The 24,798-nt window shown below is 56.5% G+C and carries 21 protein-coding genes and 1 pseudogene; 9 read left to right on the top strand and 13 right to left on the bottom strand.

Translation table 11 applies throughout. The features are described from left to right. Positions 1-13 precede the first annotated feature (13 nt). Both FNY10_RS20435 and FNY10_RS20430 read left to right on the top strand, forming a co-directional pair. On the top strand, positions 14-1,447 hold the full coding sequence (locus tag FNY10_RS20435; protein WP_100684389.1) for a glycoside hydrolase family 32 protein: 1,434 nt from the start codon (positions 14-16) through the stop codon (positions 1,445-1,447). Positions 1,448-1,565: 118 nt separating this feature from the next. Beyond that, positions 1,566-2,918, top strand: coding sequence for a carbohydrate porin (locus tag FNY10_RS20430; RefSeq protein WP_160703210.1), 1,353 nt, complete (start codon positions 1,566-1,568; stop codon positions 2,916-2,918). Between the two features lie 165 nt (positions 2,919-3,083). Here FNY10_RS20430 and FNY10_RS20425 read toward each other — a convergent pair whose 3' ends face one another. From FNY10_RS20425 to FNY10_RS20405, 5 genes are all read right to left on the bottom strand, one after another. After that, positions 3,084-4,370, bottom strand: a complete 1,287-nt coding sequence (locus FNY10_RS20425) for an ABC transporter substrate-binding protein (protein ID WP_100686135.1) — start codon at positions 4,368-4,370, stop codon at positions 3,084-3,086. A gap of 1 nt (position 4,371) precedes the next feature. Continuing rightward, positions 4,372-5,514, bottom strand: a complete 1,143-nt coding sequence (locus FNY10_RS20420) for an ABC transporter ATP-binding protein (RefSeq protein ID WP_131048652.1) — start codon at positions 5,512-5,514, stop codon at positions 4,372-4,374. A gap of 12 nt (positions 5,515-5,526) precedes the next feature. Continuing rightward, complete coding sequence (locus tag FNY10_RS20415; protein ID WP_100686133.1) at positions 5,527-6,429, bottom strand: carbohydrate ABC transporter permease; 903 nt, start codon at positions 6,427-6,429, stop codon at positions 5,527-5,529. Beyond that, a complete protein-coding gene (locus FNY10_RS20410) occupies positions 6,422-7,312 on the bottom strand; it encodes a carbohydrate ABC transporter permease (RefSeq protein ID WP_004115132.1) in 891 nt (296 codons plus the stop codon). Before FNY10_RS20410 ends, FNY10_RS20415 begins: the two co-directional genes overlap by 8 nt. A 498-nt stretch (positions 7,313-7,810) precedes the next feature. After that, positions 7,811-8,131: a cupin domain-containing protein gene (locus FNY10_RS20405; protein ID WP_141963582.1), complete on the bottom strand. Its 321-nt coding sequence runs from the start codon at positions 8,129-8,131 to the stop codon at positions 7,811-7,813. A 140-nt stretch (positions 8,132-8,271) separates the two neighbouring features. On the opposite strand from FNY10_RS20405, the gene FNY10_RS20400 reads away from it, so the two are divergent. Continuing rightward, complete coding sequence (locus FNY10_RS20400; protein ID WP_160703341.1) at positions 8,272-8,964, top strand: aspartate/glutamate racemase; 693 nt, start codon at positions 8,272-8,274, stop codon at positions 8,962-8,964. On the opposite strand, the gene FNY10_RS20395 is transcribed toward FNY10_RS20400, so the two are convergent. After that, on the bottom strand, positions 8,951-9,877 hold the full coding sequence (locus FNY10_RS20395; RefSeq protein ID WP_100686136.1) for a LysR family transcriptional regulator: 927 nt from the start codon (positions 9,875-9,877) through the stop codon (positions 8,951-8,953). The two genes, FNY10_RS20400 and FNY10_RS20395, sit on opposite strands and share 14 nt — an antisense overlap. A 135-nt stretch (positions 9,878-10,012) precedes the next feature. Between FNY10_RS20395 and lysA the strand changes: the two genes are divergently transcribed. After that, positions 10,013-11,275 (top strand): diaminopimelate decarboxylase, encoded by a 1,263-nt coding sequence (gene lysA, locus FNY10_RS20390; RefSeq protein ID WP_100686129.1) that lies wholly within the window; start codon positions 10,013-10,015, stop codon positions 11,273-11,275. Here lysA and FNY10_RS20385 read toward each other — a convergent pair. Beyond that, positions 11,272-12,270, bottom strand: coding sequence for a LacI family DNA-binding transcriptional regulator (locus tag FNY10_RS20385; protein ID WP_160703339.1), 999 nt, complete (start codon positions 12,268-12,270; stop codon positions 11,272-11,274). The two genes, lysA and FNY10_RS20385, sit on opposite strands and share 4 nt — an antisense overlap. A 219-nt stretch (positions 12,271-12,489) precedes the next feature. Between FNY10_RS20385 and FNY10_RS20380 the strand changes: the two genes are divergently transcribed. Then, on the top strand, positions 12,490-12,969 hold the full coding sequence (locus FNY10_RS20380; RefSeq protein WP_131048655.1) for a GNAT family N-acetyltransferase: 480 nt from the start codon (positions 12,490-12,492) through the stop codon (positions 12,967-12,969). Here the strand turns inward: FNY10_RS20380 and galR are convergent. Then, positions 12,930-13,946, bottom strand: coding sequence for an HTH-type transcriptional regulator GalR (gene galR / locus FNY10_RS20375; protein ID WP_141963591.1), 1,017 nt, complete (start codon positions 13,944-13,946; stop codon positions 12,930-12,932). The genes FNY10_RS20380 and galR overlap by 40 nt on opposite strands. A 703-nt stretch (positions 13,947-14,649) precedes the next feature. Here galR and aas point away from each other — a divergent pair. Further along, entirely contained in the window at positions 14,650-16,809 is a 2,160-nt protein-coding gene (aas, locus tag FNY10_RS20370) for a bifunctional acyl-ACP--phospholipid O-acyltransferase/long-chain-fatty-acid--ACP ligase (RefSeq protein WP_160703208.1), read from the top strand. Next, positions 16,802-17,995, top strand: coding sequence for a lysophospholipid transporter LplT (gene lplT, locus FNY10_RS20365; protein WP_160703206.1), 1,194 nt, complete (start codon positions 16,802-16,804; stop codon positions 17,993-17,995). Before aas ends, lplT begins: the two co-directional genes overlap by 8 nt. Before the next feature lie 191 nt (positions 17,996-18,186). Here lplT and FNY10_RS20360 read toward each other — a convergent pair whose 3' ends face one another. The 5 genes and pseudogenes from FNY10_RS20360 to FNY10_RS27075 form a co-directional block, all read right to left on the bottom strand. After that, entirely contained in the window at positions 18,187-19,227 is a 1,041-nt protein-coding gene (locus tag FNY10_RS20360) for an NADP(H)-dependent aldo-keto reductase (protein ID WP_131048658.1), read from the bottom strand. Positions 19,228-19,462: 235 nt separating this feature from the next. Continuing rightward, positions 19,463-19,681 carry a YgdI/YgdR family lipoprotein gene (locus FNY10_RS20355; protein ID WP_131048659.1) on the bottom strand — a complete coding sequence of 73 codons (219 nt, stop codon included), beginning with the start codon at positions 19,679-19,681 and terminating at the stop codon, positions 19,463-19,465. Positions 19,682-19,805: 124 nt separating this feature from the next. Continuing rightward, complete coding sequence (locus FNY10_RS20350) at positions 19,806-20,519, bottom strand: TerC family protein (RefSeq protein ID WP_100686121.1); 714 nt, start codon at positions 20,517-20,519, stop codon at positions 19,806-19,808. A 63-nt stretch (positions 20,520-20,582) separates the two neighbouring features. Next, positions 20,583-21,278, bottom strand: coding sequence for a DNA mismatch repair endonuclease MutH (gene mutH / locus FNY10_RS20345; protein ID WP_131048661.1), 696 nt, complete (start codon positions 21,276-21,278; stop codon positions 20,583-20,585). 88 nt (positions 21,279-21,366) lie between these two features. Then, positions 21,367-21,507 (bottom strand): annotated as a pseudogene (locus FNY10_RS27075) (hypothetical protein); the annotation flags it as partial. A gap of 453 nt (positions 21,508-21,960) precedes the next feature. Here FNY10_RS27075 and rppH point away from each other — a divergent pair. Together rppH and ptsP are read left to right on the top strand one after the other, a co-directional pair. Next, on the top strand, positions 21,961-22,491 hold the full coding sequence (rppH, locus tag FNY10_RS20335; RefSeq protein WP_100686117.1) for an RNA pyrophosphohydrolase: 531 nt from the start codon (positions 21,961-21,963) through the stop codon (positions 22,489-22,491). A 12-nt stretch (positions 22,492-22,503) separates the two neighbouring features. After that, positions 22,504-24,750: a phosphoenolpyruvate--protein phosphotransferase gene (gene ptsP, locus FNY10_RS20330; RefSeq protein WP_100686116.1), complete on the top strand. Its 2,247-nt coding sequence runs from the start codon at positions 22,504-22,506 to the stop codon at positions 24,748-24,750. The last annotated feature ends 48 nt before the right edge of the window (positions 24,751-24,798 follow it).

Below are 24,798 nucleotides of genomic sequence, written 5' to 3'. Positions count from 1 at the left end.
AAGAGTGAAGAATATGATGTACACCGTTGCTAACGCTGAACAGGAACTGCAGGCGAAACGCGAGACGTTAAACCTGCGCTGGTATCCACGCTACCATCTCGCCGCCCGCGCGGGCTGGATCAACGATCCCAATGGTCTGGTCTGGTTTGACGGCTGGTATCATGCCTTTTATCAGCATCATCCTTACTCCACGCAGTGGGGGCCGATGCACTGGGGTCATGCGCGCAGCAAGGATTTAGTCCATTGGGAACACCTGCCGGTGGCGCTGGCGCCGGAAGGGCCGGAGGATAAAGATGGCTGCTTCTCCGGCTCGGCCGTGGTGGATGGCGATACGCTGGCGCTGATCTATACCGGACATAAATTCCACGGCGATCCCAGCGACGAAGCCAACCTTTATCAGGTGCAGTGTCTGGCGACCAGCCGCGACGGCATTCATTTTGACCGTCAGGGTATGGTGCTGGATACCCCGCCGGGCCTGCACCATTTCCGCGACCCGAAAGTGTGGCGCGAAGGGGATAGCTGGTACATGATCGTCGGCGCCCGCGTTGGCGATACCGGTCAGGTACGGCTGTATCGTTCCGCCGATCTGCGCCAGTGGCATGACGAAGGGATCCTTGATGAAGCCGAAGATAAGATGGGCTTTATGTGGGAATGCCCCGACTTCTTCCCCCTCGGCGGTAAGCGCGTGCTGATGTTCTCTCCGCAGGGGCTGGCAGCACAGGGCTATCACAACCGTAACCTGTTCCAGAGCGGCTATCTGCTCGGCGACTGGCAGCCCGGGCAGCCGTTTGTCCGGGAAGGTGAATTTGTTGAGATGGACCATGGCCATGATTTTTATGCTCCGCAGAGCTTCCTCGCTCCCGACGGGCGCCGCATCGTTATCGGCTGGCTGGACATGTGGGAATCACCGCTGCCGGAACAGCAGGATGGCTGGGCAGGCATGCTCTCTCTGCCGCGTGAGCTGACGTTGAGCGCCGATAACCGTCTGCAGATGCGTCCGGCGAAAGAGGTGGAGTGCCTGCGCAGGGCCTGGTTCCCGTGGCCGGTCAGCACGCTGAAAAACCAACGGTCGCTGATGGCGGAAAACGGTGAGGCGATGGAGGTGATCCTGCACTGGGACTGCGCGGGCAGTACGGCAGAACAGTATGGGCTGAGCTTCGGCGAGGGGCTGCGGGTCTACGTTGATGCGCAGATGCAGCGCCTGGTGCTGGAGCGACACTATCCGCAGCACGGTCTGTGCGGCGTACGGAGTGTCCCGCTCTCGATGACATCGCCGTTAAAACTGCGTCTGTTCTTTGATAGCTCTTCAGTCGAAGTATTTGTTAATGATGGCGAGGCCTGCCTGAGTAGCCGTATTTATCCGCAGGCGGCGCATCGGGAATTATCCTTATTTTCCTGGAGCGGTACCGCTTTATTATCGGAAGCGGGTGCCTGGCAATTAGAATAAATTAAAAGAATGTTGTTAATAACCCGTTCGTGGCGACGGGCGGGTTATTATTGTCGCTGTCGCCGGTTTTACCATAAATAAAAGTACCTTCCTTGAAATAATAATAAAGGGTTTGCCGATGAAAAATATCTGGGTCGGATGTTTACTGACGTCTATATTGATTCCCGCGGTGAGTGCGCAGGAGTCCGTTTCGCTTGAAGAGCGGCTGGCGCAGATGGAGCAGCGCCTGAAAGCGACAGAGCAACGGGCGAGCAGCGCGGAGGCGGAGATTCGTGCGCTGAAGCAACAGCCGCAGCCGCCGGCCGCGGCGGTGACGGCCGCCGCCGGGGCGAAGAAGCCGACATTGCAGCTTAATGATTATGGCGAGTTAAAATTCTATGGTGACGTTGAGTTTAATATGGATGGCGCCAGTCGGACCGGCAGCCTGACGTCGGTAAAAACTTCGGCTAATAAAGACTGGGCGCCGGGAAATAAAGAACGCTGGGATATTAATGGCCGAATCTTGCTGGGTTTTGATGGCCTGCGTAAAGGGGCGGACGGAAAATATGCCGGATTCAGCGTGCAGCCGCTGGCGGATCTGCGCGGAAAAATGAATCTTGATGATGCGGTATTTTTCTTCGGTCGTGAAAATGACTGGAAAATAAAGGTCGGGCGCTTTGAAGCCTATGATATGTTCCCGCTGAATCAGGATACCTTTATTGAATATTCCGGCAATACGGCCAACGATCTGTACAGCGACGGCTACGGCTATATCTACATGATGAAAGAGGGGCGCGGGCGTAGCAGCAGCGGCGGCAACTTCCTGCTCAGTAAAAACAGCGATAACTGGTATTTTGAGCTGAATACGCTGGTGGAGGACGGCAGTTCGCTGTTTGTGGATCAAAACTATCACGGCAACGCGCTGGATAACCGTAAAAACGTGGTGTACGTGCGTCCGGTCGCGGCCTGGCAGTCCGGGGCCTGGTCGGTGGCGGCGGCCATGGAGAGCAACCTCGTTAATAATGCTTACGGCTATCAGAACCAGAATGGCCGCTGGGTCGATCAGTCCAGCCGCACCGGCTACGGGATGACCATGAGCTGGAACACGCTGAAAACCGATGCCGAAAATGGGGCGGTGGTGAATTTGAGCTCCGCCTATCTTGATGCGGCGGATGAGAAAGATTTCAGCGCCGGTATCAACGCATTATGGCATCGGGTAGAGCTGGGCTATATCTATGCGCATAACAAAATCGATAAGTTCAATATGTCCGGCGTGAGCGCGGAGTGCGATGGCGACTGCGCGATTCTGACGCCGGGGCGCTATGACATCCACACCATTCATACCTCATGGCAGTTGCCGAATATCATGGATATGCCGAACTTTAATATTTATCTCGGCGCGTATGCGTCATGGCTGGATTCATCGGCGGCAAAAAGCGGCAATACCGATGAACGCTACGGTGCGCGGGTAAGATTTAAATATTTCTTCTGACAGGTTTCCCGGGTTGCGGCGTAAACGCCTTACCCGGGCTACCAGGCACAAGATTGCGGCGCAATGCGTCTTAACCGGGCCAGCGGCCCGCAGACGGCGGTGAACCGGTAGCCCGGCTAAGCGCCGCGCGAGCCGGGGCCGTAGGGCAGAGAGAATGAGCCACCGTTAGCGCATGGCGCGTTTCAGAATACGATCGGACTGGCGCTGGAAGTCGGCGGCCGTCTCTTCTACGCTTTTCTGCCCGTAGTCGATGTACTGCAGCGATGTGCCAAACTGGGCAACGATCTGCGGGTCATCAAAATAAGGCGATACCGGGAGTTTCGTCGGCAGCGACTGCGCCAGCTTCAGCCCGGATATGGCCGGATTGTCGGTTTTGATCGTGCCGTCTTCGGTCAGGTAGTGCACCGCCACTTTGCTTAACGGCACGCCGCGCTCAAGGCCCAGCGTATCCACGCCCTCTTTGCTGTTTAGCAGGAAGTTAATCACTTTCGCCGCCGCTTGCGGGTTCTTCGTCGATTTGCCGATGGAGAGCATCTGCGCCGGTTTAAAGAACAGGCCAGCATCGGTGGCGCCCGGCAGCATCGGATAGTCGCCCAGCGCCAGCTTCGCCGGCGGCTTCAGGTTGTCGGAGTATTTGTTGATGGTGGAGTTCCACATATAGGTCCCCGCCCATTCGCCCTGAATCCACGGCTTCATTTCGTACATGTTGCTCTTGCCGAACGAGGCATAGTATTTGGTGTCCGGCATCACGTGGCTGTCGATGAGCTTTTTATACATCTGGAAAAATTCGACCCACTGCTCTTTGCTGTAGGAGAATTTCTTCGTTTTCTCGTCGATGGCCGGCTGGTTGTATTTCTGAACCATGTAAGAGTTCAGCAGCGCCAGCGTATCCTGATGCTCCAGCACCACCGGGTAATACTGCTTACCCAGCTTGCTCTCAAAGGTTTTGCCCGCCGCCATCAGCTCGTCCCAGGTTTTCGGGAAGGCGACGCCGGCCTTTTTCCAGGTTTCGTCGTTAAAGTAGAACACCCTGGCGGTCACGGAAATCGGGATACCGTTGAGCTTGCCATTGACCGTGGTGGACTGCAGCTCTTTGGCATCGAACTGGCTGAGGTCGATGATATCCTTCATTTTGTACAGATCGTAAAAACCCTCGCCATTCTTCGAGAAGATCGGCAGCCAGTTCCAGTTGGTCTGCATCACGTCCGGCTCGGTCCCGCCGGCGATTTGGGTGGTCAGGCGCGAAAGATGGCCGTCCCAGCCGGTATATTCGGCTTTAACGTTGATGTCCGGATTCTGTTGATGAAACTCCTCCAGCGCTTTCAGGGTGACCTGATGGCGGCCGTTGCCGCCCCACCATGACATACGCAGATCGACATCTTTTGCCAGAGACGGTAACGCGGTAAGGCCCAGAGTGGCGGAGATTGCGGCGCTTAAAAGCACTTTTTTCATTTTAATACTCCAGTGATGACAGAGAGATGTTCTGTTCGGTAGCGGCATCAAAGAGATGGCACTTATTCATGTCGAATTTGAACCACACTTTGCGATGCAGCCCTTTTTCAATCATCGGCTTAGCCTGGTCAGAAGGGACGCGGGCGGTCAGTTCATAGTCGGCGACTTTCAGGTAGACGAAAAACTCGTGGCCCATGTTCTCGACCCGCACCATTTCGCCCGAGCAGCCGCCTTCGGCGAACGGTTCATCGGCAATGGCGACAAACTCCGGGCGCACGCCGTAGAACAGCGGCTGGTTTGTATGGCTGCCGACTTTATCCTGCAGGGCCGCACTTAACGGCAGCCGCTCATCGCCGATAGTCAGGTGCAGGCACCCGGCCTGTTCAACCAGCTTGCAGGGGCGGATGTTCATCTCCGGGGCGCCAATAAAGCCGGCCACGAACATGTTTTTCGGTTTGTGATACAGGTTGTCCGGGGTATCGACCTGCATGATATGCCCGAGCTTCATGACGCAGATCCGGTCGCCCATGGTCATCGCTTCTGTCTGATCGTGGGTGACGTACACGGTGGTCGCCGGCTTGCCGGATTTCTTCAACTGCTTGTGCAGATCGGAAATACGGATCCGCATCGAGGCGCGCAGCTTGGCATCAAGGTTAGAGAGCGGTTCATCAAACAGGAACACATCCGGTTTTTTGACAATCGCCCGGCCAACCGCCACGCGCTGGGCCTGGCCGCCGGAAAGCTGGCGCGGCAGACGGTCGAGCAGCGCTTCCAGCTCGAGGATTTTGGCGGCCTCGTTAACCTGGGCGTCAATCTGATCTTTCGGCAGCTTGCTCAGCTTGAGGCCAAAGGCCAGATTCTCGCGCACCGTCATATGCGGGTAGAGCGCATAGTTCTGGAACACCATCGCAATACCGCGTGATTTTGGCGCGAGGTTGTTGACTATCTTCTCGCCGATACGCACTTCGCCGCCGCTGATGGTTTCCAGCCCCGCCAGCATGCGCAGGGTGGTGGATTTCGCGCAGCCGGATGGCCCGACGATCACCATAAACTCGCCGTCCGCGATTTTCAGGTCGATAGCATGTACCGCTTTGAAGCCGTTGGAGTAAACTTTTTCCAGTTTGTTGAAAATAACTTCAGCCATGATATTTCCCTCTTAACCTTTGATTCCGCTGCTGGTCACGCCCTGTACGAAGTAGCGTTGTGCCAGGAAGAACACGATGATGGATGGCAGAATGGAGATACTCGCCATTGCCAGAATTTCGTTCCACGGAGCGCCTTCCGTGACGTCGATGGACATTTTCAGCGCCAGTGCGATGGGATACTTATCGACGCTATAGACGTAAATCAGCGGGCCGATAAAGTCGTTCATCGACCACATAAACTGGAACAGCGCCACCGAGATAATCGCCGGTTTCAGAATCGGCACCACCACGTACCACAGCACCTGAATCGAGTTGCAGCCGTCAATCTGCGCCGCCTCTTCCATATCGCGCGGTACGCCGCGCAGGAACTGGATCAGCATGAAGACGAAGAATCCCTGGGTGGCGAAGGCCAGCGGCAGGTACAGCGGCAGATAGCTGTTCAGCATGCCCATTTCACGGAACATCAGGTATTGCGGGATCAGCAGCACGGTGCTCGGCAGTAGCATGGTGGTGATAAGCGTGGCGAACCAGAACTTCTTCCACGGGATTTCGAAGCGGGCAAAGCCGTAGGCCACGATGGTGGAGGAGATAATGGTCAGCAGGACTTTCGGGATCACATACTTAAAGGTGTTCAGCATGTAGTGACCGAAGTTGTACTCGGTGCCGGTTTTCCAGCCGTTAATAAAGCCGTCCCAGGTCGCATGGGCCGGCCACAGGCTCAGGGTGGTGAAGATCTCATGGTTCGGTTTGAACGACGCCGAGAACATCCACACCAACGGGTAGAGCATCAGCAGGCCGACGAACAGCAGGATGACGTAACGGATTGTCCGGCTGATTTTTTCACGGCGCAGGGTGCGGGCAACTTCGCGTTCCGCAATTTCCATTGCCGGGGTGATGTGTTGAATATCAGCCATTTTTGCCTCCCTTATCGGCGGAGTAGAACACCCAATATTTCGATGACTTAAAGGCGATGGCGGCAAAGACCGCGACCACCAGGAACAGCACCCACGCCAGCGCCGCGCCGTACCCCATATCGAAGTACTTAAAGGCGGTGTCGTAGATATAGAGCGAGAACAGATAGGTGGAGTAGGTCGGGCCGCCGCCGGTGATGACGTACGGACCGGTAAACTCCTGGAACGCCTGGGTGGTCTGCATAATAAAGTTGAAGAAGATGACCGGCGTAATCAGCGGCACGGTCACTTTCATGAACATTTGCCACTTAGACGCGCCGTCGATCATCGCCGCTTCATATTGTGACTGCGGGACGTTTTGCAGCGCGGCAAGGAAGATGACCATCGCCGAGCCAAACTGCCAGACGCGCAGCAGGGTGACGGACATCAGCGCCAGCGACGGCTCGCCGAGCCAGTTCACCGGGTCGAATCCCAGCACGCCGATAAAGCTGTTCAGTAGGCCGTCGATAGCGAACAGCGCACGCCACAGGACGGCAATCGCCACCGAACTGCCGAGAATGGACGGAATGTAATAAGCGGTACGGAAAAAGCCGATACCGCGCAGCTTAAAGTTGAGGACAAACGCAATACCCAGTGCGAAAGCCAGTTTTAACGGAATGGTTAAAAAGACGTAGGCAAAGGTCACGCCCATGGATTTCCAGAAGAGGCCATCTTCGGTCAGCATGTAGCGATAGTTTTCAATGCCGTTAAATACCGGCGGGCTCATCAAATCGTACTCAGTGAAACTGAGGAAGAAAGATGAAACAAAGGGAAAAGCGGTAAAGACTATCAGCCCGATGATATAGGGCGATATCCATGCCAATCCCAGCATCTTGTTTTCATTCATACATACCTACCTGGCTTACGAGTTTGTAAAACGGATTCGGGGTCATGGTTTTCTGTGTCCGGTCACGGCCAGAAAGTGAATCGGTGTCTGGTTCATCTGCTGGCGTTGGCTTCCTTTTTAACATTTTGTTTGTTATATATTTTTTCGTTCGGCTTCCCTGCTGAACCTCAATATTTCGCTTGCTGCGGGTCCGGAGATTCAATTTTATAAAACGCTGTTTTAAATTTATTTTATTACGATTTATTACGTAGTCATTCGATTCATAGCGGAAATGTGATCGAAGTCGAAACGATGTTTCAAAAATTGAGATGGCGAGCGTTTTCCAGAAATGATGAGTTGTCGGGGAAGATGGCGAAGCTAAGAACTTATGCCGGAGCGAGGAGGGTGAGTGGCAGGCTAATCATTTTGTTGTTACATATTTACTAACAAATTATTCTGGCGGAAAGGAAAGAAGGGATCAACAAGGGGCACGTTGAATATGCCCCGGCAAGCGGCGTTTTACAGGAAATCCTCACGCACGGGCGTAAAGGTATCCAGCAGGATGCCCGCTTTCAGGCAGAGGCAGCCGTGCATAATATGCGGCTTTTTGTAGAGCGTATCGCCGGCGCGCACCACGCGTTTCTCTTCACCGATGGTGAACTCAAATTCGCCGGATAGCACATAGGTCAACTGCTCGTGGGGGTGATTGTGCATTGGACCGATGGCCCCGGCGTCGAAATTGACCTCCACGGCCATCATGTTGCCACCGTGCGCAAGAATGCGACGGGTCACGCCATTGCCCAGATCTTCAAGGGTGGTCTGGTTATGAAAAATAAACATCCGGTAGTCCTGTTGTTAAATGAAACAATGTTTCATTTAATTTATCGCAGAATCGTCGGCAAAGAAACGAGCGACGACAAAAGTGGAAAGTTGATCACAAGTTTGTTTCACTGGAGCAAAGCATAAATCAGGAGCGGATGATGAAAACGATTGGCCTGTTGGGCGGCATGAGCTGGGAATCCACCATTCCCTATTACCGTTTGATCAACGAAGGTATCAAAACACATTTGGGTGGCCTGCATTCGGCGAGTCTGCTGCTGCACAACGTCGATTTCCATGAGATAGAAGCCTGCCAGTCCGCAGGGGACTGGGATCGCGCCGGCGAGATGCTGGCGCAGGCGGCATTTGGCCTGCAGCAGGCGGGCGCGGAAGGGATTGTTCTGTGTACCAATACCATGCATAAAGTGGCGCAGGCCATCGAAACGCGCTGTGAAGTGCCGTTCCTGCATATCGCCGACGCCACCGGGCGTGCGATTACCGCCAAAGGCCAAAAGCGAGTCGCCCTGCTCGGAACGCGCTATACCATGGAGCAGGATTTTTATCGTGGACGCCTGCAGGCGCAGTTCGCTATCGAGACGCTGATTCCGCAAGCTGACGATCGCGAACGCATCAACCGGATCATTTTTGATGAGCTGTGCCTGGGCACGTTTAACGACGACTCCCGTGATTATTACCTGCAGGTGATTGACGCGCTGGCGGCGCAGGGCGCGGAAGGGGTTATTTTCGGCTGTACCGAGATTGGCCTGCTGGTGCCGGTGGAGAGTAGCCCGCTGCCGGTGTTCGATACCGCCGCGATTCACGCCGCGGACGCGGTGACATTTATGCTCTCTTAAGCACCGCGTCCAGCGGGCCTTGAATCCGCTGCAGACTCCCTTGCAGGTGCTGAACAAATGTCTCGACCAGCGCCGATCCCGGGCGGTGTAGCGGGCGGATCAAGCTGACGGTGAACGGCACATCGACGCTAAAGCGGCGCACCGCCACGCCGCTTTCGGCATAGTCGAGGGCAGTCAGCGGGTTGACGACCGAGAGTCCGACGCCCGCCCGCACCATCGCACAAATGGAGGCCGCGCTGTGGGTCTCCACGACCATCCGGCGCTTCACCTGGTGCTCAAGAAACAGGGCATCAAGCAGCTGGCGATAGCTGTCAGTACGCGACAGGCTGATATAGTTTTCACCGTGGAAATCGGCCGGAGTCAGCACCGGCTTGCTGGCAAGCGGGTGGCTCCGGGGCAGTACGCACACCTCGTTGAGCGTTAACAGCGGCGTGCGTTCGGTCCCGGCGGGCGTGTGCAGGGTTTCCGTCAGACCGAGATCGTGACGTTGGGCGGAGAGCCACTCCTCCAGCAGGGGGGATTCCTGCGGCACAATCTGCAGGCTGACCTCGGGATAGCGCGCCAGAAAGGGCTGTAGCAGCAGCGGCAAAAACGACTGGGAAAACACCGGCAGGCAGGCGACAGACAGTTCGCCCTGGCGAAATTCGCGCAGGCTCTCGGCGGCGCTGACGATGCGGTCCAGTCCGTACCAGGAACGCTGAACCTCCTCAAACAGCCGCAATCCCTGCACCGTTGGCTGCAAACGCCCGCGGGTGCGCTCAAACAGTTGCAGCCCGATCACCTTTTCAAAACGTGCCAGTTCGCGGCTGACGGTCGGCTGAGAGGTGTTCAGCAGGCGAGCCGCCTCGGTCAGGTTGCCGGTGGTCATCACCGCATGGAAGATTTCGATATGGCGTAAATTGACGGCGGGCATGGCGGCTCTCGGCGGATTGGCGGTATCCATATCATTTTTGCATAGAGTCACGATAAAACGATATTTTTTATTCTCTTCAGCCTATGGCGTAATCATAAAAAAACACGCACAACACAGATAACGCCGGAGTTCATTATGCCACGCTCGCTTTACGCCACCGATACCGACCTGACTGCCGGGAACCTGCTCCGCCTGCCTGGCGAATTTGGCTGCCCGGTGTGGGTCTACGACGCGCAGATTATCCGCCGCCAGATAGCCCAGCTTAGCCAGTTCGACGTGGTGCGCTTTGCCCAGAAGGCCTGCTCCAATATCCATATTTTGCGCTTGATGCGTGAACAGGGCGTCAAGGTGGATTCCGTCTCCCTCGGGGAGATCGAACGTGCGCTGGCGGCGGGTTATGACCCGCAGCAGCATCCGGAAGATATCGTTTTTACCGCCGACCTGATCGACGAGGCGACGCTGGAACGCGTCAAGGCCCTGCAGATCCCGGTTAATGCCGGTTCAGTCGATATGCTGAGCCAACTGGGGGAAGTCTCTCCCGGTCATCGCGTCTGGCTGCGCGTCAACCCGGGCTTTGGACACGGCCACAGCCAAAAAACCAACACCGGCGGCGAAAACAGCAAACACGGGATCTGGTACAGCCATCTGCCGGCGGCGCTGGAAATAATGCGTCGCTATCAGCTCCAGCTGGTGGGGATCCACATGCATATTGGCTCCGGGGTTGATTATGGCCATCTGGAGCAGGTTTGTGGCGCGATGGTGCGTCAGGTGGTGGAGTTTGGCCAGGATCTACAGGCGATCTCTGCCGGCGGCGGGCTGTCGATCCCTTATCGCGAAGGTGAAGAGGCGATCGATACCGATCATTACTATGGCCTGTGGAACGCCGCGCGCGAGCAGATCGCCCGACATCTCGGCCATCCGGTGAAACTGGAAATCGAGCCGGGTCGCTTCCTGGTGGCTGAATCCGGGGTGCTGGTCTCTCAGGTCCGTAGCGTCAAAGAGATGGGCAGCCGCCACTTTGTGCTGATTGATGCCGGTTTTAACGATCTGATGCGTCCGTCAATGTACGGCAGCTATCACCATATTACCGCCCTGGCGGCGGATGGCCGCAACCTGAGCGCCGCACCGCTTGTCGACACCGTCGTGGCCGGGCCGCTGTGCGAATCGGGCGACGTCTTTACTCAGCAGGAAGGGGGCAAGGTAGAGACGCGTTTGCTGCCTGAAGTCGCGCCGGGGGATTATCTGGTGCTGCATGATACGGGGGCCTACGGCGCGTCAATGTCCTCAAACTACAACAGCCGCCCGCTGCTGCCGGAAGTGTTGTTCGACAACGGCAGCGCACGGCTGATCCGTCGTCGGCAGACGATTCAGGAGCTGCTGGCCTTAGAGCAGTTCTAAAAATAGGGTCCCGTCGTTACCGACTCCCGCAATACCAGGGTGCCGGTAAACGGCGGGATCGTTTCGATCGGCTGGTCGTTGGCGAGCTTGATCGCCTGATCGATAGCGGTGGTTATCATATTATCGATCGGCAGATAGACCGTCGACAGGCCGGGCTCCAGCCATTTCGCGCTCGGGGCATCGTCGAAGCCGAACAGCGAAACGTCCTGCGGGATTTGCAGCCCCGCCTGGTGCAGCGCTTTTGAGGCGCCCAGCGCCATATCATCGTTACACGAAAACAGCGCGCTGAACGTTGTGTTCTCAGCAAGCAGCTCGCGGCACAGTTCATAGCCGCGGGTCATCGTAGAATCGCCGTATTTAACTTTCGCCGGATCCCAGGCGATACCGTGCTTTTTCAGTGCCTTGCGGTATCCTTGCAGACGGGCCTTCCCCGTCGGCGTGTGCATTGGCACGGTGATGCAGGCGATATCCCGGTGCCCTTGCGTAATCAGATAACTGACCGCCTGAAAAGCCGCATCTTCCTGCTCGAAGAACACGCAGCGTTCCCGCGCCAGGCTGACGTCGCGGTTAATCACCACCAGCGGCGTATCGATGGATTCGATAAGCGACATGATCTTCTTTTCGCTCATGTGGCGGGTATAGAGGATGATGGCGTCGCACTGGCGGTCGGCGAGCATCTGTACCGCCTCTTCTTCGCGTTCCGGGGCATCGTGGCCGTCGGTGACGATCAGCTGTTTTCCCCAGGCTTCCGTCTGGCGTGAAGCCTGTTGCAGCAGGCGGCCAAAATAGAAACCATCGAAGGTCGAAACCACCAGTCCGATACTGTTGCTGGTGCGGTTCGCCAACGAACGGGCGAGAAAGTTTGGCCGGTATCCCAGCTCTTCCATCGCTTTGAATACCTGTTGGCGGGTGCTCTCTTTTACCTGACCTGTGCCGTTCAACACGCGGGAAACCGTCGCTTTAGAGACGCCTGCGCGAATTGAGACATCCAGCATTGTAGCCATTCATCGATTCCTGATTTCACGTGATAAACCGCAGTTTATCACAGACATTCAGGGGGATATGCGCCCAACCGGGGGCAAAGAACTATCGCGATCACGCTTTTTGCAGGAAATGCCCGCAAAATGGTTCTTCCACGCGCTGACCTCCTCGCCACCGACCGCTGCGGGCGCGGTATACTGGCTGCCAGAGAATTTTTCAGCAGGAGATCGGTTATGCATATTCAGCCCTTATACGCCGCGCCGCAGCACGCCGAACAGGTGGCGATGTGGCTCTGGCAGGCCTTTGGCGGCGAAACGCTGCCGCTGCCTTTTTTTGCTACTCTCATTGCCCACAGCCAGACGCCGGAGGCGCTGCCGCTGACCTTTATCGCCGTCGAGGGCGAGACGCTGGCAGGGACGGTGGGGCTGTGGCGCTGCGACTTAATCAGCCGTCAGGATCTGTTCCCGTGGATGGCGGCGCTGTACGTCGCCCCGCACGCGCGCGGACGGGGCATCGCGGGAAAGCTGCAACAGCATGCTATCGACTATGCGCGCCGGCTCGGGCACCCGCAGCTGTATCTCTACTCCGCCTGCCGCGATTTTTATGAGCGTTTTGGCTGGCAGTATATTGGTGAAGGGCTGGATTACCCGGCCACCCCCGTCAGCCTGTATCGTTACGACTTATCGCTTTCCGACGGCGCCATCACCGAGTGACGGCGAACCAGCGTCGGGCTGAATAAGTGGGTGATTTCAGGCGCCGGGCGCTGATCTGCCAGCGCCAGTGCCAGTTCGGCGGCCTGCGTTGCCATGGTGACGATGGGGTAACGCACCGTCGTCAGGCGCGGGCGAACATAGCGCGAGATCAGCACATCATCGAAGCCAATCAGCGAAATCTCGCGCGGGACGTCGATACCATTATCATTCAGCACCCCCATTGCGCCGGCGGCCATCGAGTCGTTATAACAGGCGACAGCGGTAAAATTTCTGCCGCGCCCCAGCAGTTCGGTGATGGCCTGCTCGCCGCCGCTTTCATCAGGTTCGGCAAAGGTCACCAGCCGATCGTTGCAGGGCAGGCCGCTCTCCGTTAACGCCGAGTAATAGCCTTGCAGACGATCTTCAGCATCCGAAATCGCGTGGTTGGAGCAGAGGTAGCCGATACGGGTATGCCCCTGTTGGATCAGATGACGGGTCGCCAGCCAGGCGCCGTAGCGGTCATCCAGCGCCACGCAGCGCTGTTCAAAGCCCGCCAGAATACGGTTGATCAGCACCATGCCGGGGATCTGTTTCATCAACCCGACGAGCTCATCATCGGGGATCATTTTCGCGTGTACCACCAGCGCAGCGCAGCGATGGCGGATAAGCTGCTCAATCGCCTGACGCTCTTTTTTAATGCTGTGATACCCGTTGCCGATCAGCAAAAAGTTACCGGTGTTGTAGGCCACCTGTTCGACGGCTTTGACCATGGCACCGAAGAAAGGATCGGACACGTCACCCACCACCAGCCCAACGGTCTCCGTTGACTGCTGCGCCAGCGCGCGCGCGTTCGCATTGGGATGATAATTGAGCGTTTCCATCGCCGCAGTCACCGACTGGCGCGAGGTTTCACTGGCTTTGGGGGAGTTGTTGATTACGCGGGATACGGTAGCGACGGACACTCCAGCGAGTCGGGCTACATCCTTAATTGTCGCCATACCAGACCTTTTATAGGGTAAGCGTTTACATAACGGTTATGTTACGGGAAAGTGCGGCAGATTCAAGGCTGGAGGCGTCTGGCGTTACGCAAATGTGATGCAGATTGACCTTCATGGTGAAAAAGTTACACAGCGACAAGCGCAGTGGCACAGACGAATGAAACGGCGGAGGGAAGATTCACACCTTTGCTTACACTTTGCGATTAGCTGTTGCGAATGTTCGCTGGTTTATCCATTCATTGCATTGATATTCTGGCTATCCCAGAGGTATTGATAGGTGGAGCTAACGTAACGTTAGCCACTCTAATTACACCAGCCTGCGCAGATGCGCAGGTTTTTTTTTGCCCCTCGTCTGAACATGCCGCGTTCGCCCCGTGACAGGCCCTCGGCACCCTCAGCGGATGGCTCTCTTCCTGTCCGCTGCTCGCCGCTGTTACAGATAGCGAAAATGGCAATAACTGGTTGCACTTAGGTTTATTCCCTTGCGTTTTATCGCTGGTGCGGCAGGGGCAAAAAACCGGACAATCAGGGTCCCAGAGGTATTGATAGGTGAGTTTTTAAGTACGCATTTCGTACTGATTATCTTGCACCGGCCTGCGCAGATGCGCAGGTTTTTTTTCTGCCAGACATTTCTTCCGCACTGCTTTCAAACGCCTTCTCGTGTAACCTGCAATGACTTAATCACCGGTCAAATGGAGTTGTTATGCTGTTGGCATTTTTCAGGCTGTTGTTCAAAGGGTTGTATCGGGTCAGATTGACCGGTGACACGCAGCCCTTGCAACAACAAAAGGTGTTGATCACCCCGAATCACGTCTCGTTCCTCGATGGGATCCTGCTCGCCTTATTCCTGCCCGTCCGACCGGTCTTTGCGGTGTACAGTTCTATCAGCCAGCGCTGGTTTATGCGCGTGCTGACGCCGCTTATCGACTTTGTCCCGCTCGACCCGACGAAACCGATGTCGATAAAACACCTGGTGCGGCTGATTGAGCAGGGGCGTCCGGTGGTTATCTTCCCGGAAGGGCGTATCTCGGTTAGCGGTTCGCTGATGAAAATCTATGACGGGGCGGCGTTCGTGGCCGCAAAGTCGCAGGCCACCATTATCCCACTGCGTATCGAAGGCGCGGAGTTGACTCCGTTCAGCCGCCTCAAAGGGCTGGTCAAACGCCGTCTGTTCCCACGGATCCAGCTGCATTTGCTGCCGCCAACCCGCATTGAAATGCCTCAGGCGCCTCGCGCCCGCGATCGCCGCAAAATTGCCGGAGAGATGCTGCACCAGATCATGATGGAAGCGCGCATGGCGGTGCGCCCGCGAGAAACGCTGTATGAATCGCTGCTGGCGGCGCAGGATCGGTTCGGGGCGCGCAAACATTGCGTGGAAGATATTAATTTCCAGCCAGATACCTACCGCAAGCTGCTGACGAAAACTCTCTTCGTGGCGCGCATCCTCGAAAAATACAGCACGCAGGGCGAGAAAATCGGCCTGATGTTGCCCAACGCCGGAATCAGCGCGGCGGTGATTTTTGGCGCCATTGCCCGCGGGCGGATTCCGGCGATGATGAACTACACCGCCGGGGTAAAAGGGCTGAGCAGTGCGATAACCGCCGCTGAAATTAAAACCGTATTTACCTCCCGCACTTTCCTTGATAAAGGCAAACTCTGGCACCTGCCGGAGCAGCTCACGCAGGTGCGTTGGGTCTTCCTTGAAGACCTGAAGGGCGACATCACGACCGGCGATAAGCTGTGGATTTTCGGCCACCTGCTGGCGCCGAAGCTGGCGCAGGTCAAACAGCAGCCGGAAGATGCGGCGATGATCCTGTTTACCTCCGGTTCGGAAGGCAACCCGAAAGGCGTGGTACACAGCCACAAAAGCCTGCTGGCTAACGTCGAACAGATTAAAACGATTGCTGACTTTACCGCCAACGATCGCTTTATGTCGGCGTTGCCGCTGTTCCACTCTTTTGGCCTGACGGTGGGGCTGCTGACGCCGCTGTTTACCGGCGCAGAAGTGTTTCTCTATCCCAGCCCGCTGCACTACCGCGTGGTGCCGGAGCTGGTCTACGATCGTAACTGTACGGTGCTGTTCGGGACCTCGACCTTTCTCGCGAACTACGCGCGCTTTGCCAACCCGTATGATTTCTACCGTTTGCGCTACGTGGTGGCCGGGGCGGAAAAGCTTCAGGAGAGCACGAAGCAACTGTGGCAGGACAAATTTGGCCTGCGCATTCTCGAAGGCTATGGCGTCACCGAATGTGCGCCGGTGGTATCGATTAACGTCCCGATGGCGGCGAAGGTGGGCACCGTCGGGCGTATTCTGCCGGGGATGGATGCGCGCCTGCTGGCGATGGCGGGTATTGCAGAGGGCGGACGCCTGCAGTTAAAAGGGCCGAACATCATGAATGGCTATCTGCGGGTGGAGAATCCGGGCGTGCTGGAAGCGCCGGCGGCGGAAAATCAGCATGGCGAAGTGGAAAGCGGCTGGTATGACACCGGGGATATCGTCACCTTTGACGAGCAGGGCTACGTGCGCATTCAGGGACGCGCTAAGCGCTTCGCGAAAATCGCCGGCGAAATGGTGTCGCTGGAAATGGTCGAACAGGTGGCGTTGGCCGTCTCACCTGACAAGATGCATGCCACGGCGATTAAACAAGATGCCGCTAAAGGCGAGGCGCTGGTGCTTTTTACCACCGATAATGAACTGAACCGTGAAAAACTGCTGCGTTACGCCCGTGAGCATGGCGTGCCGGAGCTGGCGGTACCGCGCGACATTCGCTGGCTGAAGCAGTTGCCGGTTCTCGGCAGCGGCAAGCCGGACTTTGTCACCCTTAAAGGTATGGTTGAGCAGACGGAAGATTCTGATGAGTGAGTCAGTACACACTAACACCTCGCTGTACTCAAAAGGGATGATGGCGGTCATCTGCGCCCAGTTCCTCTCGGCATTTGGCGATAACGCGCTGCTGTTTGCCACGCTGGCGCTGATGAAACAGCAGTTCTACCCGGACTGGAGCCAGCCGGTGATGCAGATGCTGTTTGTAGGCGCTTACATACTTTTTGCGCCGTTTGTCGGCCAGTTTGCCGACAGCTTTGCCAAAGGGCGAGTGATGATGGTCGCCAACGGCATGAAGCTGGTTGGCGCAGGCTGCATCTGTTTTGGCCTGAACCCGTTTATCGGCTATACCCTGGTGGGGATCGGCGCGGCGGCCTATTCACCGGCCAAATACGGCATCCTTGGCGAGCTGACCACCGGGGATAAGTTAGTGAAAGCTAACGGTTTGATGGAGTCGTCGACCATTGCGGCGATTTTGCTGGGATCGATGGCCGGCGGTATTCTGGCCGACTGGCACGTGCTGGCCGCGCTGGTCATCTGCGCGCTGGTGTACGGTGGGGCGGTGATCGCCAACCTGTGGATCCCGAAGCTGCCGGCGGCGCGTCCCGGCCAGTCATGGCGGTTTACGCCGATGACCTACAGTTTCTTTAGCGCCTGTAAGACGCTGTGGCGTAACGGGGAAACGCGCTTTTCACTGACCGGAACCAGTCTGTTCTGGGGCGCTGGCGTGACGCTGCGTTTCCTGCTGGTGCTGTGGGTACCGGCGGCGCTTGGCATCACCAGCAACGCCATGCCGACCTATCTTAACGCGATGGTGGCGGTGGGGATTGTGCTGGGGGCCGGGGCTGCCGCGAAGCTGGTGACGTTGCAAACCGTGTCCCGCTGCATGCCTGCCGGGATTTTAATCGGCGTGGCGGTGATCTTCTTTGCCCTCCAGCAGTCGCTGCTGCCCGCATTTGCTCTGCTGTTGCTGCTCGGTATTTTTGGCGGCTTCTTTATTGTGCCGCTTAATGCGCTGCTGCAGGAACGCGGTAAGCATACCGTAGGTGCAGGCAATGCTATTGCGGTACAGAACCTCGGTGAAAACGTGGCGATGCTGCTGATGCTGGGGCTCTATTCGCTGGCGGTGAGTATCGGTATTCCGGTGGTTGGCGTCGGGATTGGCTTTGGCGCGGTGTTTGCGCTGGCGATTGCCGCGCTGTGGATCTGGGGACGGCGTAAATAATTTCCCGGAGGCGATGCTACGCATCTGTCCGGGCTACAAGTTCGTGCGGTTTTGTCGCCCGGATAAGGCGTTTACGCCGCGACCCGCGAATCTCCCCGGCTCGCGCTGCGCTTAGCCGGGCTACCGTATCCTGCATGCGGCGGTTTTGTAGCCCGGGTAAGGCGTTTACGCCGCGACCCGGGGTTACGGTCTTACGGTGCCGGGTAGGTATAGACCTGGTGCACCGCTTCAATTTCCGCTAACACCTCTTCACTCAGCTCAAGATGCAGGCTCTCAACGTTGGTTTTAAGCTGCTCCAGCGTGGTGGCGCCCAGCAGGGTGCTGGCGACAAACGGCTGACGACGGACAAAGGCCAGCGCCATCTGCGCCGGGTCGAGGTTATGGCGTCTGGCGATATCGACATAGGCCGCCACCGCTTTCTGCGACTGTTCGCTGCTATAGCGCGTGAAGCGGCTGAAGAGCGTATTGCGCGCGCCGGCCGGTTTTGCGCCATGAAGATACTTGCCGGTCAGGGTGCCAAATGCCAGGCAGGAGTAGGCCAGCAGCTCAACGCCTTCATACTGGCTGACTTCCGCCAGACCCACTTCGTAGCTACGGTTCAGCAGGCTGTAGGGATTCTGGATGGTGACGATGCGCGGCAGGTCGTGTTTATCCGCCAGGTGCAGGTAGCGCATCACGCCAAAGGCCGTTTCGTTGGAGACACCGATATAGCGGATTTTACCGGCGCGCTGGAATTCGGTGAGCGCTTCCAGGGTATCCAGCAGGGTGACGACCGGCGCGGAGTCGGTCCAGGTATAGCCCAGTTTGCCGAAGCAGTTGGTCGGGCGCTGCGGCCAGTGAACCTGGTAGAGGTCGAGATAATCGGTTTGCAGACGCTTGAGGCTGTCGTGCAGCGCGTCACGGATGTTTTTACGATCCAGCGCATGGTTGGGGCGAATGCTGCTGTCGTTGTTACGCGCGGGGCCGCTGACTTTAGAGGCGATAACCAGCTTTTCGCGATTGCCGCGTTTCGCCAGCCAGTTGCCGACGTACGTTTCCGTCAGCCCCTGGGTTTCCGGGCGCGGGGGGACAGGATACATCTCAGCGACATCAATCAGGTTAATGCCCTGGCTGACTGCGTAGTCGAGCTGTTGGTGCGCGTCGGCCTCGCTATTCTGCTCACCAAAAGTCATAGTGCCCAGCCCGAGCGTGCTGATTTCAAGAGAACTGTGTGGGATACGGTGATACTGCATAGCCGGCTTCCTTTTTTATTAACAAGGTCAGGAGTTCCCCGACAAAGGAGTATCAAAATGGCAGAGGGGGAGAAAAAGAGGAAGTAAAAAAATCAAAAAAGCCGGGGTTTCAGAATCCGAAGACGCGATGCCGCGGAGGGTTCAGAGGATCCCGACTCTTTATTAAGAGGGTCCGCTGTCGGGGAAGGCGGCCTCACCAGGCAGGTGCTGGCAGGCGGCTGGCCGACGAAAAGTCTTAACGTTTAATAATCTGCGAAACATCGTCGCGGTTGATCTGCATTTTATTGCCCTGCTGATCTTCGTAACTGATGAGGCCGGTATCATCATCAACGGCTGGCTTACCATCGGTCAGGATCATGCGTCCGTCTTTTGTCGCCATCACGTAATCGCTGCTGCAACCGGAAACCGAGAACGTCAGTCCTACGGCTGAAATCAATACTGCCCATTTTTTCATCGTCATTACCTCTTGAATGGTCGTACCCCGCACCAGTGTATTAATAGCCTGATTTGTGAGACATAAAAAGCAGGAAAGTCTTAAAAAATTTTGCAGCCCAGGGTTTGGGCTGCATTTCTGTGGGTTACAGAGGATTTTTTTTATTACGCAGCAGGTTAAGGCTTTCGACGGCAATCGAAAAGAACATCGCGAAGTAGATGTAGCCTTTCGGAATATGTATTTCGAAGCTTTCCAGCATCAGGGTAAAGCCGACCAGAATCAGAAATGACAGGGCCAGCATTTTTACCGACGGATGACGGTCGACAAAGTCGCCAATCGGTCGGGCGGCGAACATCATTACGCCGACGGCAATGACCACCGCGGCCATCATGATGAACAGATGATCCGACAGCCCAACCGCGGTAATCACCGAGTCGAGGCTGAAAATGATATCCAGTACCATGATCTGCACGATGGCGCCCATAAATGAATGGACATTGGTTTTTAGCCCTTCCTCTTCGCCCTCGATCGACTCGTGGATCTCTTTACTCGCCTTCCAGATAAGGAACAGACCGCCGAGCAGTAAGATCAAATCGCGAAACGAGATCGCGTGGTCGAAAACGGTAAACAGCGGATGGGTGAGCTTAACGACCCAGGCGATAGAGGCCAGCAGCCCCAGACGCATCAGCATCGCGCCCATCAACCCGATACGTCTTGCGTGAGCACGCTGGGCGGTAGGCAGTTTGGCAACAACCAGAGAGAGAAAAATAATATTATCGATCCCCAGCACTATCTCCAGCAGCGTCAGCGTACCGAGCGCCAGCCAGGCGTTGGGATCGGTTATCCATGCAAATAACATTGTTCAAAGTCCTGCAAAAAAGAAAGTCGCAATTATATGCAAGCTGGCAGGCAGAACAAAAAATTAATCGTGGCCGAGGAGAAAATGACGGGCCAGCAGGGCGGCGGTGAAATTCTTCTTCAGGTAGAAGCCGCGTGGCAGCGTGAGAATCGGCTCACCGCGGGCGCCAATCGCCTCGGTTAACGCTTTGCTGTTGGCGGCCTTCGGGCGCAGCTGCAGCACCTCGCCATGACGAGCGGTGATGCGTTCCACCTGACCGAGCACGATCAGATCCATCAGTTCCTCCCAGTCCATTCGCAGCTGGCGATCCTCTTCTTCATTGGGGCTCCACAGCAGCGGGGCGCCGACGCGGCGTTCCGCCAGCGGAATGGCGCGATCCCCTTCCACCGGTATCCACAGGACGCGTTTAAGCTTATGGCGCACGTGGCTGCTCTCCCAGGTCACGCCGCTGTTACCGGTAAGCGGGGCGACGCAAACAAAGGTGGTTTCCAGCGGACGACCCTGGCTATCGACAGGTATGGTCTTCAGCTCGACGCCCAGCGCGGCGAAATCCTGCTCGGGTTTACTGCCGGCGCTGGCGCCCAGCCAGATCTCCAGCAGAATACCGATCCATCCTTTATCGCGTTTTAAATCGCGTGGAATGGCAATCCCCGCCAGCGCCGCCAGTTCGCCCAGCGAGTAGCCCGCTAACCCCTGCGCCTGGGTCAGGAGCTGCTGCTGGGTGTGCGGTGGAGATGCTAGCGGCGCGATGGCGGGCATACGGTAAAACCTCTGGTTAAAAAGTGAACGCTAATTCAGCGCATTGTGGATAGAGTTTACCTTTTTCTGGGTAACTATGACAATTTGATGATTCGTATGGATTTTTTTTCATTTTTTTGTCGTTGTGAAAACAGTGAAAGCGGGTTTTCCAGAACTGGTCACTGGCAATGAACAGGATCTTACACCATGTTATCCACAGAAAAATGGGATAACTGGGGAAAAGTGGCACTACTGTTTTCATTTACAGCCTTGACGTGCGACGAAAATCGAATTTTTAGACAAAATGTGCCCAGTGGACTCGGATAATCTGTGGATAAAATCGTCATTGCTCGATCTTTCATCAGTTCCAGGATCACATGTGTGATGATCATCACGTTTAACTGTAATTATTGAAAGGTATATGTGCTAACATAATGAATGTAATGCCATTATTAAATGATATGATTCGTAGGCGATTCGGACTACTCCGGGTTTTCCCTGGGTAATTCCATACTTCTTCACAACTCTATCCACAGAAAAAGTGAATAAAATGGGGTCGCGATCGCTTTCGTTGTTTATAACTCTGCTGATTACTGTGAGTTATTCAAATGTTATTCGGCGGCACAGTGGCAACAGAGTGGTTTACCGTTCACAGCGAGTGTGAAACAATCGTTCACATTGAAGATTATTTTGAGGTAGTCCGGTGATTGATGACGATGGCTACCGCCCAAATGTCGGTATTGTAATCTGTAATCGCCAGGGCCAGGTGATGTGGGCCAGGCGCTATGGTCAGCACTCGTGGCAGTTCCCGCAAGGGGGCATTAATCCAGGTGAATCAGCCGAGCAGGCCATGTATCGGGAATTGTTCGAAGAGGTGGGGTTAAGTCGTAAAGATGTGCGAATCCTGGCCTCAACCCGTAACTGGCTGCGTTACAAGTTGCCTAAACGTTTGGTGCGTTGGGACACAAAGCCGGTTTGTATCGGCCAGAAACAGAAGTGGTTTCTCCTGCAGTTGATCGGCAGCGATGCGGAAATCAATATGCAAACCAGTAGTACGCCTGAGTTTGATGGTTGGCGCTGGGTAAGTTACTGGTACCCGGTTCGTCAGGTGGTGTCGTTTAAGCGCGACGTGTACCGCCGGGTGATGAAAGAGTTTGCCAGCATGACCATGTCGCTGGCGGAAAGTGCACCTAAACCGCAAAGCGCGCCTGCTTATCGACGTAAAAGAGGTTAAGCCACGCATATTATGCTCACTCGGTTACGAGAAATCGTCGAGAAGGTCGCGAGTGCGCCGCGTTTAAACGAGGCGCTGGATATCCTGGTCACCGATATCTGCATTGCGATGGAAACGGAAGTTTGTTCGGTTTACCTGGCCGATCACGATCGACGATGTTATTACCTGATGGCCACTCGCGGGCTGAAAAAACCTCGCGGGCGTACCGTTGCGCTCGCGTTTGACGAAGGCCTCGTTGGCCTGGTCGGGCGCCTTGCCGAGCCTATCAACCTTGCCGATGCGCAAAAACACCCCAGCTTTAAATACATTCCGGCCGTTAAAGAGGATCGCTTCCGCGCGTTTCTTGGCGTGCCGATTATCCAGCGGCGTCAGCTGCTTGGGGTGCTGGTGGTGCAGCAGCGTGAGCTGCGTCAGTTTGACGAAAGCGAAGAGTCGTTTCTCGTCACCCTGGCGACGCAAATGGCCGCCATTCTTTCCCAGTCTCAGCTGACCGCGCTGTTTGGCCAGTATCGACAGACGCGTATTCGCGCGCTGCCCGCCTCCTCCGGGGTGGCGATTGCCGAAGGCTGGATGGACATCAGTCTGCCGCTCATGGAGCAGGTGTACGAAGCCTCGACGCTGGATACGGCTTCCGAACGCGAACGCCTGACCGGCGCGCTGGAAGAAGCGGCGAGCGAGTTTCGTCGCTACAGCAAGCGCTATGCCGCCGGGGCGCAAAAAGAGACGTCGGCGATCTTCGATCTCTATTCGCACCTGCTTTCCGACGCGCGTCTGCGCCGCGAGCTCTTTGCGGAGGTCGACAAAGGCGCGGTGGCAGAATGGGCGGTGAAAAAGATCATCGAGAAATTCGCCGAACAGTTTGCCGCCCTGAGCGACGGTTATCTGAAAGAGCGGGCTGGCGATCTACGTACTCTCGGCCAGCGCCTGCTTTTCCACCTCGACGATTCCATTCAGGGCCCCAATACCTGGCCGGCGCGTATTGTGCTGGTGGCGGACGAGCTGTCGGCCACGACGCTGGCGGAAGTTCCGCAGGACAGGCTGGCGGGCGTCGTCGTCCGCGATGGTGCCGCGAACTCCCACGCCGCCATTATGGTGCGGGCGCTGGGGATCCCGACGGTTATGGGGGCGGATATCCAGCCTTCGCTACTCCACGGCCACATGCTGGTGGTGGATGGTTACCGCGGCGAACTGCTGGTCGACCCGGAACCGGCGCTGCTGCAGGAATATCAGCGCCTGGTCAGCGAAGAGAATGAACTCAGCCGGCTGGCGGAAGACGATCTGGAACACACTTCCGAGCTGAAAAGTGGCGAGCGGGTGAAGGTCATGCTGAACGCTGGCCTGAGCCTGGAACATGAAGAAAAACTGGGCAATTTTATCGACGGCATCGGTCTGTACCGTACGGAAATTCCGTTTATGCTGCAAAGCGGTTTCCCGTCGGAAGAGGAGCAGGTCGCCCAGTATCAGGGCATGCTGCAGATGTTTAATGAAAAGCCCGTGACCCTGCGTACGCTGGATATCGGCGCCGATAAGCAGCTGCCGTACATGCCGATCAGCGAAGAGAACCCGTGCCTCGGCTGGCGCGGGATCCGTATTACCCTCGATCAGCCGGAAATTTTTCTCATCCAGGTACGCGCCATGCTGCGTGCCAATGCGGCGACCGGCAATCTGAGTATTTTGCTGCCAATGGTGACCAGCCTTGACGAAGTGGATGAAGCGCGTCGCCTGATCGATCGCGCCAGCCGTGAAGTCGAAGAGATGATTGGCTACGCCATTCCTCGCCCGCGTCTTGGCGTGATGCTGGAAGTGCCTTCGATGGTCTTTATGCTGCCGAACCTCGCCAGCCGCGTGGACTTTATTTCGGTTGGGACCAATGACCTGACTCAGTATATCCTCGCCGTCGATCGTAACAACACCCGGGTCGCCAGCATGTATGACAGCCTGCATCCCGCGGTGCTGCGGGCGCTGGCGATGATTGCGCATGACGCCGAACGCTTCGGCATCGACCTGCGGCTGTGCGGTGAAATGGCGGGCGATCCGATGTGCGTGACTATCCTGATTGGCCTTGGCTATCGCCATTTGTCGATGAACGGTCGCTCGGTGGCGAGGGTTAAATACCTGCTGCGGCGTATCGATATTGCAGAAGCTCAGGAGCTGTCGCGCCGGAGCCTTGAGGCGCAGATGGCCACGGAAGTTCGTCATCAGGTGGCGGCTTTCATGGAGCGACGCGGCCTGGGCGGCTTGATCCGCGGCGGCCGGTAGCCGTCAGAGAGCGGTAGGCCAGGTAAGCTTAGCGCCACCCGGTAAAAG

It is taken from the genome of Klebsiella sp. Lac1 (genome assembly GCF_009825425.1).
Taxonomy (GTDB): Bacteria; Pseudomonadota; Gammaproteobacteria; order Enterobacterales; family Enterobacteriaceae; genus Klebsiella; species Klebsiella electrica.
The sequence above is the reverse complement of the archived record's forward strand: the minus strand, read 5'-3'. Positions and strand labels throughout refer to the sequence as shown.

Bases quoted from the DNA above. Each gene is read 5' to 3' on its own strand.
- FNY10_RS20355 (WP_131048659.1), bottom strand. From the start codon at position 19,681: ATGAAAAAATGGGCAGTATTGATTTCAGCCGTAGGACTGACGTTCTCG.
- FNY10_RS20385 (WP_160703339.1), bottom strand. From the start codon at position 12,270: ATGCTGGATGTCTCAATTCGCGCAGGCGTCTCTAAAGCGACGGTTTCC.
- FNY10_RS20430 (WP_160703210.1), top strand. From the start codon at position 1,566: ATGAAAAATATCTGGGTCGGATGTTTACTGACGTCTATATTGATTCCC.
- FNY10_RS20400 (WP_160703341.1), top strand. From the start codon at position 8,272: ATGAAAACGATTGGCCTGTTGGGCGGCATGAGCTGGGAATCCACCATT.
- FNY10_RS20395 (WP_100686136.1), bottom strand. From the start codon at position 9,877: ATGCCCGCCGTCAATTTACGCCATATCGAAATCTTCCATGCGGTGATG.
- galR (WP_141963591.1), bottom strand. From the start codon at position 13,946: ATGGCGACAATTAAGGATGTAGCCCGACTCGCTGGAGTGTCCGTCGCT.
- FNY10_RS20350 (WP_100686121.1), bottom strand. From the start codon at position 20,519: ATGTTATTTGCATGGATAACCGATCCCAACGCCTGGCTGGCGCTCGGT.
- FNY10_RS20380 (WP_131048655.1), top strand. From the start codon at position 12,490: ATGCATATTCAGCCCTTATACGCCGCGCCGCAGCACGCCGAACAGGTG.
- lplT (WP_160703206.1), top strand. From the start codon at position 16,802: ATGAGTGAGTCAGTACACACTAACACCTCGCTGTACTCAAAAGGGATG.
- FNY10_RS20435 (WP_100684389.1), top strand. From the start codon at position 14: ATGATGTACACCGTTGCTAACGCTGAACAGGAACTGCAGGCGAAACGC.
- FNY10_RS20405 (WP_141963582.1), bottom strand. From the start codon at position 8,131: ATGTTTATTTTTCATAACCAGACCACCCTTGAAGATCTGGGCAATGGC.
- aas (WP_160703208.1), top strand. From the start codon at position 14,650: ATGCTGTTGGCATTTTTCAGGCTGTTGTTCAAAGGGTTGTATCGGGTC.
- FNY10_RS20360 (WP_131048658.1), bottom strand. From the start codon at position 19,227: ATGCAGTATCACCGTATCCCACACAGTTCTCTTGAAATCAGCACGCTC.
- FNY10_RS20415 (WP_100686133.1), bottom strand. From the start codon at position 6,429: ATGGCTGATATTCAACACATCACCCCGGCAATGGAAATTGCGGAACGC.
- FNY10_RS20420 (WP_131048652.1), bottom strand. From the start codon at position 5,514: ATGGCTGAAGTTATTTTCAACAAACTGGAAAAAGTTTACTCCAACGGC.
- FNY10_RS20410 (WP_004115132.1), bottom strand. From the start codon at position 7,312: ATGAATGAAAACAAGATGCTGGGATTGGCATGGATATCGCCCTATATC.
- ptsP (WP_100686116.1), top strand. From the start codon at position 22,504: ATGCTCACTCGGTTACGAGAAATCGTCGAGAAGGTCGCGAGTGCGCCG.
- FNY10_RS20425 (WP_100686135.1), bottom strand. From the start codon at position 4,370: ATGAAAAAAGTGCTTTTAAGCGCCGCAATCTCCGCCACTCTGGGCCTT.
- mutH (WP_131048661.1), bottom strand. From the start codon at position 21,278: ATGCCCGCCATCGCGCCGCTAGCATCTCCACCGCACACCCAGCAGCAG.
- lysA (WP_100686129.1), top strand. From the start codon at position 10,013: ATGCCACGCTCGCTTTACGCCACCGATACCGACCTGACTGCCGGGAAC.